This window comes from Wolbachia endosymbiont of Drosophila seguyi (assembly GCF_028981765.1).
In the GTDB taxonomy this organism is placed as follows: domain Bacteria; phylum Pseudomonadota; class Alphaproteobacteria; order Rickettsiales; family Anaplasmataceae; genus Wolbachia; species Wolbachia pipientis.
The window spans coordinates 1-1,410 of the sequence record NZ_JAPQLM010000091.1 but is presented as its reverse complement, the minus strand read 5'-3'; the positions used below and the strand labels follow the sequence as shown (position 1 = coordinate 1,410).

The 1,410-nt window shown below is 35.9% G+C and carries 1 protein-coding gene and 1 pseudogene; one reads left to right on the top strand and one right to left on the bottom strand.

What is annotated here, in order from left to right:
• Positions 1-167, top strand: a 167-nt coding sequence (locus OZD62_RS01965) for a transposase (protein WP_275019324.1), incomplete at its 5' end; no start/stop codon positions are given.
• Positions 168-190: 23 nt separating this feature from the next.
• On the opposite strand, the pseudogene OZD62_RS01960 reads toward OZD62_RS01965, so the two are convergent.
• Positions 191-1,132, bottom strand: a pseudogene (locus OZD62_RS01960) (IS110 family RNA-guided transposase); the annotation flags it as partial.
• Between the last annotated feature and the right edge of the window lie 278 nt (positions 1,133-1,410).

Genomic DNA, 1,410 nt, shown 5'->3' with positions numbered 1-1,410 from the left:
AACAAGGGTTTAAAGTACAGCCAAGAAGATGGGTTGTAGAAAGGACTTTTGCTTGGGTTAATAGGAATAGAAGGCTATCGAAGGAGTATGATTTACTCACAACATCCACTGAGAATTTCATATACCTAGCTATGAGTAGGGTTATGTTAAAGAGGGAATATGCTTGAATTTACTAGTTTCCGGACAACCTCTTATTATAGTTCACACCAACTTCCGAAATGATAGTTTGTACAGTTAGTATATCCAATCCAGGAATTTTGGTAAAATCTATGCCAGTTACTCGATATAATTCTTCATGCAAAGCAAAGTTTGGTTTACTTTTTCTATACTTATTTTTCTCTTCACCTAACTTTTTACTCTCATCAGACTTTGTCTCAAATGTTTTATAATATTCTTCAATGCTCCTGTCACATTCTGCTACTTTTTCCTGATAAATATTATATAGCTCAAATTCTTGCTTTAATGTAAATAGGTGTTCTTTCCTATAGTTTCCTGCTAATGCTTTTGCAATAACAGATTTATCACTTTTTATTCGTCCATCTCTTAGTTCAGCCAATTTTTCAGGATTACTCTCACCATCTATTATTGCTTTAATAATTTGCATTCCAGTTACACCAGTTGTATCGCTTATAACTCTATGTAGTTGAATATTCATTTGTGTTAGCGCTTTTTGCATACGCAAAGTATGTGTAGAAGCATTTTCAATTAAATTTTTACGTTGCCGAACATAACTACGCAATACACACATTCGATCATCTGGCCTAAATGACCCTTGGAGTAACCCGTAACTGTGTAGTTGTTGAATCCATTGACAATCTTGCACATCTGATTTTCTCCCAGGTACATTTTTAACATGTTTTGCGTTTACCAGTTTTACTTCAAATCCGTGTGATTCAAGTACTTGAAACAAAGGAATCCAGTACACTCCTGTTGACTCCATGGCTACTGTATTAACTTTACATTTTTTCAACCATTTTGCTATGTTATAGAGATCTTCCGTAAAGCAGCTAAATTTTTGTATACGTTGTTCATCGCTTCCTTCGGGTACACATACATAATGTACAGCCGAGCCAACATCGATTCCTGCTGCATTAGGATTTGTTATCTCTAATTTACTTTTGACCTTTGCCATTTTTTAATCTCCATTATATAATAATCCATAGTTGAGAAGTGCTTAAGCTTGGGACGGTTGAGTTATACATTCTTCTAATCGAGGTAGCCCAAAAGGCCCCATCAGTGGTTTGACCGTTCCTCCAAAGCCACGCTATCCCACGGGCACTTAAGGCACCATTGCATAGTTCGGCTATAACTGCAAAAAGCTCTTCTCTACAAAATTATATATAAAATTTGCCATACACTCAGCTAGGAAGTTTCTTTTTGGTTTGACAGGTTTTATCTGTCCGGCGCTAT